General features: G+C 67.0%; 11 protein-coding genes and 1 pseudogene. 9 read left to right on the top strand and 3 right to left on the bottom strand.

Annotated features, from left to right (window positions below; all coding sequences use genetic code 11):
- A pseudogene (locus tag QOL99_RS12285) lies at positions 1-209 on the bottom strand (hypothetical protein); the annotation flags it as partial.
- Positions 210-431: 222 nt separating this feature from the next.
- Here QOL99_RS12285 and QOL99_RS12280 point away from each other — a divergent pair.
- The 6 genes from QOL99_RS12280 to QOL99_RS12255 all read left to right on the top strand — a co-directional run bounded on the left by QOL99_RS12280 (position 432) and on the right by QOL99_RS12255 (position 5,261).
- Positions 432-1,076, top strand: a complete 645-nt coding sequence (locus tag QOL99_RS12280) for a response regulator transcription factor (protein WP_285524198.1) — start codon at positions 432-434, stop codon at positions 1,074-1,076.
- Between the two features lie 7 nt (positions 1,077-1,083).
- Positions 1,084-1,344 carry a hypothetical protein gene (locus tag QOL99_RS12275; RefSeq protein ID WP_285524197.1) on the top strand — a complete coding sequence of 87 codons (261 nt, stop codon included), beginning with the start codon at positions 1,084-1,086 and terminating at the stop codon, positions 1,342-1,344.
- The gene (locus QOL99_RS12270) at positions 1,341-2,195 is read left to right on the top strand and encodes a serine hydrolase (RefSeq protein ID WP_285524196.1); all 855 of its coding nucleotides are present in this window, start codon (positions 1,341-1,343) and stop codon (positions 2,193-2,195) included. The genes QOL99_RS12275 and QOL99_RS12270 overlap by 4 nt, the downstream gene beginning before the upstream one ends.
- Before the next feature lie 180 nt (positions 2,196-2,375).
- On the top strand, positions 2,376-3,230 hold the full coding sequence (locus tag QOL99_RS12265) for a c-type cytochrome (protein ID WP_285524195.1): 855 nt from the start codon (positions 2,376-2,378) through the stop codon (positions 3,228-3,230).
- Positions 3,231-3,279: 49 nt separating this feature from the next.
- The gene (locus tag QOL99_RS12260; RefSeq protein WP_285524192.1) at positions 3,280-3,948 is read left to right on the top strand and encodes a ubiquinol-cytochrome c reductase iron-sulfur subunit; all 669 of its coding nucleotides are present in this window, start codon (positions 3,280-3,282) and stop codon (positions 3,946-3,948) included.
- Complete coding sequence (locus QOL99_RS12255; RefSeq protein WP_285524191.1) at positions 3,945-5,261, top strand: cytochrome b; 1,317 nt, start codon at positions 3,945-3,947, stop codon at positions 5,259-5,261. Before QOL99_RS12260 ends, QOL99_RS12255 begins: the two co-directional genes overlap by 4 nt.
- A gap of 354 nt (positions 5,262-5,615) precedes the next feature.
- Here QOL99_RS12255 and QOL99_RS12250 read toward each other — a convergent pair whose 3' ends face one another.
- Positions 5,616-5,864 carry a DdrH gene (locus tag QOL99_RS12250; protein WP_285524190.1) on the bottom strand — a complete coding sequence of 83 codons (249 nt, stop codon included), beginning with the start codon at positions 5,862-5,864 and terminating at the stop codon, positions 5,616-5,618.
- A 126-nt stretch (positions 5,865-5,990) separates the two neighbouring features.
- Between QOL99_RS12250 and QOL99_RS12245 the strand changes: the two genes are divergently transcribed.
- From QOL99_RS12245 to QOL99_RS12235, 3 genes are all read left to right on the top strand, one after another.
- Positions 5,991-6,410, top strand: a complete 420-nt coding sequence (locus QOL99_RS12245; RefSeq protein WP_285524189.1) for a HesB/IscA family protein — start codon at positions 5,991-5,993, stop codon at positions 6,408-6,410.
- A 112-nt stretch (positions 6,411-6,522) separates the two neighbouring features.
- Entirely contained in the window at positions 6,523-7,023 is a 501-nt protein-coding gene (locus tag QOL99_RS12240; RefSeq protein ID WP_285524187.1) for a crossover junction endodeoxyribonuclease RuvC, read from the top strand.
- Positions 7,024-7,054: 31 nt separating this feature from the next.
- Complete coding sequence (locus tag QOL99_RS12235) at positions 7,055-7,723, top strand: PrsW family intramembrane metalloprotease (RefSeq protein ID WP_285524185.1); 669 nt, start codon at positions 7,055-7,057, stop codon at positions 7,721-7,723.
- 3 nt (positions 7,724-7,726) lie between these two features.
- Here the strand turns inward: QOL99_RS12235 and moaD are convergent, their stop codons facing one another.
- Complete coding sequence (gene moaD, locus QOL99_RS12230; protein WP_285524183.1) at positions 7,727-8,407, bottom strand: molybdopterin converting factor subunit 1; 681 nt, start codon at positions 8,405-8,407, stop codon at positions 7,727-7,729.
- Between the last annotated feature and the right edge of the window lie 91 nt (positions 8,408-8,498).

Here is an 8,498-nt window from a genome sequence, read left to right as displayed (position 1 = left end):
CGCAACCCCACGTTCAGGGCCAGCCCCAGCACCAGCGCGGCGCCCAGGGCCAGCGCCCAGCCGCCGACCGTCTGCCCGGCCCGGTTGGCGATCCAGCACAGCAGCACGCCGCTGGCCCCCCATGCCAGCCCTGTCAGTCCACGCCGGGCGCCCAGCGCGGTCAGCACGGCCCAGACCGTCACGAGCAGGGCGTCGAACCAGGTGATCACGGGGGGCAGTCTATAGCGGCGCTCAGAAAGAGTTGCCAGGCCCTTCCGGGCCGAACGCGGCGAGAAGAGAAGCCGTGACCGTGGCGGCGCGGGGGCGGGGTGGAAGTGACGCCTGGGGGATGGGTCAGTGGAAGCGGAACAGAGCGCGGCCACGGCGGGGCTGCCGGGCGGGATGGTAGGCGGGGCTGCCGTGTCCGGCGGGGGGGCGTCTACACTGGGGGCATGATCCGTGTCCTGCTGGTCGACGACCACGCGCTGTTCCGTCAGGGGCTGCGCAGCCTGCTCGAAAGCGAGGGGATGCGGGTGATCGGGGAAGCCGCCAACGGCCGCGAGGCCATCCGCTACGCCGCCGAGACCCATCCCGACGTCATCCTGATGGACATCCAGATGCCCGAGCTCGACGGGGTCAAGGCCACCCAGAGCATCCTGGAAATCGACCCGAAGTCGAGCGTCATCATGATCACCATGTACCGTCAGGACCGCTACGTGTTCGAGGCGGTCAAGGCCGGGGCGCGGGGATACGTCCTCAAGGACGCCGACGCCGCCACCCTGATCGACGCGATTCGCCGGGTGGCCGCCGGGGAGGCGCTGCTCGACGCCGACATGGCCCAGAACGTCCTCGACGACTTCCGCGACAAGCGTGAGGAACTGCCCTCGGAAAAGCACGCCGACCTCAACGAGCGCGAGACCATGATCCTCAAGCTGCTGGCCCAGGGCTTTTCCAACCAGGACATCGCGCTGCGGCTCGACATCTCGGAAAAGACCGTGCGTAACCGCCTCTCGGAGATCTTTACCAAGTTGCAACTCAACAACCGCACCCAGGCGGCCCTGTACGCGATTCGCGAGGGCATCGCCAATCTGGACTAGGGGAGAGGTGGCCCGGTCCCGTTCAGCCCGCCCGGTCCCTGCCCTCCCGGTCACCTTCCGGGCGGGGTGCTCACGCGAGTGGACCCTGGCGCCCTCCGAGGTGGCGTCCGCCGAGGCCGACCTCGCCTACACCGAGCAGGCCTTTCCCGAATGCCCGGCCTGTCCGCACCGGGTCGAGCCGGAGGGCACCCTGCCCTTTTGCACCCTGCGTCCGGTTGGCGCGGCCCATCCCTTCGCGGCCCTCGCCGGGCTCCAGCTTCCCGAATGAGCGCGGAGAGCCTCTGGCTGGCTGACCTGCGCTCACGCGGCTACCCGGGCGAGGTGGGCCTGCTGGTCACTGACCTCGCGGGGAACGAACTGTTCGCCCTGAACCCCGGCGTCTCCTTTCCGGCGGCCAGCACGGTCAAGGTGCCGCTGCTCGTGCAGGCGCTGGGGGAGGCGCAGGCGGGGCGGCTGGACCTCTCGGCCCGCGTGACGGTGACGGCGGGCGACCGGGTGCCCGGCTCGGGGGTGCTGCACGAGTTGGACCCGGGACTAGCGCTGACCTGGCGCGACGTTCTCACCCTGATGATCGTCGTGAGCGACAACACGGCCACGAACCTCGTCATTGACCGCCTGGGCGAGGGCGCCGTCAACGCCTGGCTCGCGGAGCGCGGGCTCACGCACACCCACCTCGTCGGCAGGCTGCAACTGCCCTCCGAGCGACAGAACGGGGCCCAGCGCCGGGGCGAGCGCAACCGCACGGCCGCCCGCGATCAGGTGCGGCTGCTGGGGCGGCTGGCCCGTGGAGAGCTGCTGGACCCCGTCCACACCGAACTCGCCCTGTCCATCCTGGCCCGGCAACAGTTCCGGGACCTCCTGGGACGACATGTGCCGCGTGGCGCAGACGGCGAGCTGCTCTACCGGGTCGCCAGCAAGAGCGGCGAACTGCGCGGCGTTCACCACGACGTGGGCGTGCTGTTCACCCCGCGCCCGCTGGTGGTGGCCCTGCTCTCCCAGGGTGGGACGGACCCCCGCGAGCACCCCGACAACCGGGACGTGGGGGTGCTGGCCGGGGCTCTGTGGCCCCTGCTGGCGCTTCTGGGAGAGGGTCACGGGCCTCATACGGGGGACATTTAACCGCTCGGTCAGGCGTAGGCTGATGGCTCCAGGAAGGGGCGTTTTTCGCCGTATGGCACGGCGGGAGACGCCGATCGTGCGTGCTATGCTGGCCGCCAGCCGATTGCCTTTAGACATGAAGGCGAGTCCGGGGAGGCACTTCGGGGGCAGACGCCCCTGGAGAGCGCGAGGAGAAGGAACGTGGAGAGAAACGACGCTGTCATGCCCTGGGTCGCCATCGTCAGTGCGGCCATCATGTGGATCATCCTGCTGTTCCTCTTTAACAAGGAAACAGCGCCCGAACCGGTCGTGGTCGACCCCGAAGTGGTTGCCACCATCAACCAGACGTGGCCGACACTGGGAGCGCAGGTGTACACCTCGGCCGGGTGCGTGGGCTGCCACGGCGCCGAGGGTCAGGGCGGCGCGGGGCCGGTTCTCGCGGCCAACGAGCGCATCACCCAGGACCCGGTCTACGTGCACACCATCATCACCAACGGCAAGGGCCAGATGCCTGCCTATCCCCAGCTCAGGGACGAGGAAGTGTACGCGGTCGCCAACTACGTGCTGAACTCGTGGGGCAACGAGATAGCGGAGCCGCTGACGCCCGCGCAGGTCGCCGAGGGCCAGAGCAAGATCGACCCCGCCGTCCTGAAAAACCGCAGCCGCTTCGTGCCCGATCATATCAAGCTGCCGGAGATCTTCCTGGCGACCTTCGTGATGGTGCTGCTGACCTACGGGGTGATCGGCCTTTACAGCGTGTGGACCGAGGGTCAGGAACTGCACCCCGGCATCCACAAGGTCCGCGCCTCGCCCGTCGCCACGCTGGCGATGGTGGTGACCCTGGGCCTGAGCCTGCTGTTCAGCGTGCTGTTCGTTCGCCAGATGGTCGCCGACTACGCGGGCTGGGCCGACCGGGTGATGCCCAACGTGGCGATGGAAGGCTTTTACGCCGCGATGATCCTGCTGACCCTGGCCGTGGCGACTGGCCTGTACAAGAAGTTCTTCATGGACGGCGAGGTGCTCGTCGAGGACGCCAGCGGCGAGTTCCCCTGGTAAGCGCCGCCTCCCAAGCTCCGTACTCCACCCTGCCCGGAGGATTCCCCGAATGACCCGTTACAAGAGACAAGACCCCGAGATCACCCGCCGCAAGTTCATCAACGTGGCGATGGGCACCACGGCCGCTGTGGGCGGCGTGAGCCTGCTCAGCGCTCTGGGCTCGGCCAACCCCGTCTTCCGCCTCACCGCCGACAAGATGCCGCCCCTCGAAGGCGACATCCTCGTGCACGCCGAGGAGAGCAAGGAGGGCCGCCCCATCGCCCTCGCGGACCTCAGCGACCAGCTGGTGCGTGCCTGGCCGATGGGCAAGGACGAGAACGGCGCCGACGTGATTCGCAAGGGTGATCCCAACAACATCCTCGCGCTGTACCGTTTCCCCGCCGGGGAAATCGTGGCCCCCACCAATCTGGAGGCCACCGTGGACGGGCAGGTCGTGGCCTACAGCGATGTGTGCACCCACGCGGGCTGCTCGGTGAGCGACAGCGACATCAACGCGGGCGAGATGCGCTGCCCCTGTCACTCCGGGCAGTTTGCTCCCAAGCGCGGCGCCGTGGTGATCGGCGGGCCGCCCCCCAAGCCGCTGGCACAGTTGCCCATCCGGCAGGACGGTGAGCGGTTGGTGGTCGCGGGCTTCTTCCTGACCCCGCCGTACCCCTACCACAACAACGAGGCCGAGTGGGACAACCTCAAGCAGGAAGTAGAGGAGGCGTTGGCATGAACCAGTGGCTCGATGACCGGCTGCACATCTCGCGCCTGAACGACAAGTTCCTGCGCAAGGCCTTTCCCGTCCACCACTCCTTTTTCCTGGGAGAGATCACGCTGTTCAGCCTGATCATCCTGATCCTGACCGGCATCCTGCTGGCGCTGTCGTACGAACCCAGCAACAGCATGGTGGTCAACTCCTTTGACCCCGGCACGGCCGACGCGCCCAACCTCGTCCCGGCGGCCTATCACTCGGCACTCAAGATCAACGCGGCGCCCTTCGGGGACATGCTGCGCCGTATCCACCACTGGACGGCGAACATCATGGTGGCGGCCGCCGTGATCCACATGATGCGCGTGTACTTCACCGGGGCCTTCAAGAAGCCGCGCGAGATCAACTGGTGGATCGGCATGCTGCTGCTGATCTTCTCCGCGCTCACCGCCGTGACCGGCTACGTGCTGCCTTACGACAACTACGCCTACAACACCCTCAAGGTGATCTACTCCATCGCCGCGTCGATTCCCTGGGTGGGCGAATGGGTCGCGCAGGCTGCCTTCGCGGGCAAGTTCCCCGGCGACGGCGTGATTCCGCGCGTGTACGGGTACCACATCATGCTGCTGCCCGGCATCCTGCTGGCCCTCACCGGGGCGCACATGCTGCTCATGATCAAGCAGAAGCACACGCAGCCGCAGTACGCCAAACGCGTCGCCTACAAGAAGATCGTCGGTGTGCCGCTGATGACCCAGCAGACCCCGATCATGCTGATGCTGACGCTGCTGTTCGCGGGCATTATCGTGCTGTTCAGCGCCTTTATCCCGGTGCACCCGGTCGAGTACTTCGGGCCGCCCAGCACCACGCCGATCGACAACATCAAGCCCGACTGGTACCTGCTGTGGGTCTTCGGGGTACTGGCGATCATCCCCGGCATCGAGTTCGACTTCCTGGGAGGCAACATCAACTCCGAGTTCATCGGGGCGATCCTGCTGCCGACCCTGGCCATCGGCGCGATGTTCGCCGTGCCCATGCTCGACCGCAGCCGCGAGAACCTGTACTACGCCGAGAACCCCACCAACCACCCGGTGCGGCTGGGCATCGGGGTGGCGTTCATGATGCTGCTGGCGGTGTGGTCGGTCGCGGGCTACAAGCCCGAACTGATCAGCTCGGGCATCCTGAGCACCGAGAATGCCAACACGGTGCTGTGGATCGCCACCTTCCTGATTCCGGCGCTGTCGTACTTCTTCGTTCAGGCCGTGGTGCGCGGCATCCGGTCTCTGCGCGAAGCCGACGAGCGTGACCGCACCACCCACGCGGCCCACGCCGACGACTGAGCCTCCGCTCACTCACCCCCGCCCCAGCCTAGAGCCGGGGCGGTTTCGCTTTATCGTGCGCCGGTATGCACCCCACCGACGATTCCCTGGCCTTGTGGTTGGCCCGTCAGGCCCGGCGCCTGGGTCTGGACACGGCCCGCTCCCAGGAGGCAGATACGGAGGCCCTTCAGTCGTTTGCCGTCGCCGTGCTGGAAGAACTCGCGGCCCGGGGTCTGGTGTCCGCGGAGCCAGAGTTGGACTGCTGGAGCCGACCCCGTTCGGGGGCAAACTGACTGCCCGACCTAGGAACCTGACCCAGGAAAGACAAGAAAAAGACGCCGGGCGTTCGGCGTCTTCGTCGGTCGGGGGGAGGGATCAGGCCTGCACGCGGGGGGGCCGGGTGGGAGCCGCCTCCCCACCTCCCTGACGGGCACCCGCCGCATAGCCCACCTGAGCACCGAATTGCCAAGCCAGCTTGATCATGAACTGGATGGCTTCCTCGTCCCCACTCTGGATCAGGGCGTGCAGATGCTCGGGCAACCCGTCGGGAAGCGGCATAGCCTGAAGCTGGTCGCCATACTCTGCCCGCAGTTGCTCGAACCACTCGGCGTAGGGGTTCGTCATGCCTCCATCCTAACGTGAAGGCGCTCAAGGAATGTAAGTCCAGCGCTGAAACGGCGTCTGCAGGGGACCACGAAACTTTGCCAACCAGACACCTTTTCCTTGTTCCAATGGTGTTACGCTTCACCCATGACCGCGACCTCCTATCCCGAATCCAGCCTGACCCCGCCGACGCCGGAGCTGAGCATCAGCGAGTTCGGTGCCCAGAAGGCCCTCACCATCCTGGCCCAGAGCGGCAAGGACAACGCGGGCGTGCGGGTCTTTATCAAGAGCGGCGGCTGCAGCGGCTACCAGTACGGCATGGCCATCGACGACCGCGAACTCGACGGCGACACCATCGTGGTCGACCGGGGCGTCAAGCTGCTGGTGGACCGCATGAGCCTTCCGCTGCTGCGCGGCAGCGAGGTGGACTTCGTCGAGAACATGATGGGCGGGGGCTTCACCGTCCACAATCCCAACGCCACCAGCAACTGCGGCTGCGGCCACTCCTTCCGCACCGATGGCAGTCAGTCGCCCGACGGCGAGGGCAGTGGGGGATGCGGTTCCTGACAGGTCAGGTTGTTCCGGCAGGCCATCCTGGAGACTTCAGGGTGGCCTGCTCCGTGGTGGTGCCCGGCGTCCCTGGCGGACCCGGCTCTCCGGTTTGCCCTATCCTGCGGGCATGATCGTGCTTGGGGTGGACCCCGGACTGGCCAACCTGGGTCTGGGGCTGGTAGAGGGCGACGTACGCAAGGCCCGGCACCTTCACCATGTCTGCCTGACCACCGAGAGCGCCTGGGTAATGCCCCGCCGCCTCCAATACCTGCACGGCGAGGTGTCGCGTCTGCTGGCCGAGTACCGGCCCGACGCGGTGGCCATCGAGGACCAGATTCTGCGCCGTCAGGCTGACGTGGCGTTCAAGGTGGGGCAGGCCTTCGGGGTGGTGCAGCTCGCCTGCGCTCAGGCCGGGGTCCCCATCCACGCTTACGGGCCCATGCAGGTCAAGCGGTCGCTGGTGGGCACCGGCCGCGCCGATAAAGATCAGGTCATCTATATGGTCAAGGCGACCCTGGGCGTCCGCGAACTGTTCAACAACCACGCGGCGGACGCGCTGGCCCTGGCACTGACCCATCTGGCCCACCAGCCCATGCAGGCGGCAGCGGCCCGCCTCGCCCGGGCCTGACGCCTGAACCTGGCGCCGGGCGGAGTGTCGCGTGCCCCTGATCTGGCCCCTGCTGGTCTCCCTGGTCCTGTCGGCCGGGTGGCTCTGGTTCTTCGTGCGGCGCGACCGCCATCCCGAACCTGCCTGGCTGCTCGCCCGGACCTTTGGCTGGGGCATGGTGGCGTGGGGAGTCTCCGCCGCGTTTGGCGGAACCTTCGGGCATCTGCCTGCTGAACTGGGCCTGCTGACGCCATTTCTCGCCCTTCTCCTCACCGCGACGGTCGAGGAAGGCAGCAAGTTCCTGGCCGCAATCACCGCGACCACCGAACATGAGTTCGACGAACCGATGGACGGCCTGGTCTACGCGGTCACGGCGGCCCTGGGCTTTGCCTTTGTGGAAAACGTGACCTACTCGCTGGGTTTCGGAGCCTCGGCCCTCGCCTGGCACGCCCCACTCACCACGCTTGTCCATGCCCTGTTCAGTGCGCCGCAGGGCTACGCGCTGGGCGGGCGTCACCTGCAGGGGGGGCGCTGGTGGCGCTCGCGGGGACTGCTGCTCAGCATCACCCTGCATTTCGTGTTCAACGGCCTGTTGACAGGCGCAGCAGGATGGCCCCAGTTCCTGGCCTTGGCCGCCGTGCTGTTCCTGATGGCTCTGCTCGCAGGCCGCTACTACCGGCACTTCGAGGCCCATGCCCGCGACCATCCGCAGCCCCCCTGAGCCCTACAGGGTGGGATGCCCACTCTGTCCGTCCACCCAGTGGCTGCCGTTCTCGTCGGCTTCGTATTTCCAGACGGGCAGATGAACCTTGAGGTGCTCGATCAGAAACTCGCAGGCTTCGAGTGCGGCGCGGCGGTGGGCGCTAGCGACTCCGATCAGGATGCTGGCCTCGCCCGGCAGGAGGCGTCCTGTCCGGTGCTGAATCAACACCCGCACTTCTCCATGCCGTTCACGTGCCTTGCTGGCAGCGTCCTCCATCACGCGCACCGCCATCGGGGCGTACGCCTCGTACTCGATAAACTCGACCACCTTGCCCCGGTTGGGTGAGCGCACCGTTCCCACGAAATAGGCCTGCGCTCCGTGGTGTGGCCGGATTAGGAAGGGCTCAGCCTCGGCCAGCAGGAGAGGAGAGGTGCGGATCTCACAGCGCGTCTCCTCCTCGGGTTCTGCGCCTCCCGCAACAGGAGGCAAGAAAGCCACCTCGTCCCCGGCCGATAGAAGGTGCTCGGGCCGGGCATACGTCTCGTTGACGGCGACCATGCAGCCGCGCAGGCTCAGGCCGTGGCTCTGTTCGACGAGGGCGGCGAGGTCGCGCACGGTCGACCCCTGGGCGATTTCCAGGCTGACGGTTTCCAGCCCAGCTTCCCGTTTCAATCGGGCCAGGAACACCACATGTACCAGCATGAACCGAGGCTAACACGCGTTTTTTTGAATTCTCCCCGGAAGCTGGCGGGGGGAGTTGACAAGACGCCGTATGGCCTGTATCTTTTCTGAG

It is taken from the genome of Deinococcus rhizophilus (assembly GCF_030271215.1).
Taxonomy (GTDB): Bacteria; Deinococcota; Deinococci; order Deinococcales; family Deinococcaceae; genus Deinococcus; species Deinococcus rhizophilus.
Note: the sequence above shows the minus strand (reverse complement) of the source record. Positions and strands in the feature narration are given on the sequence as shown.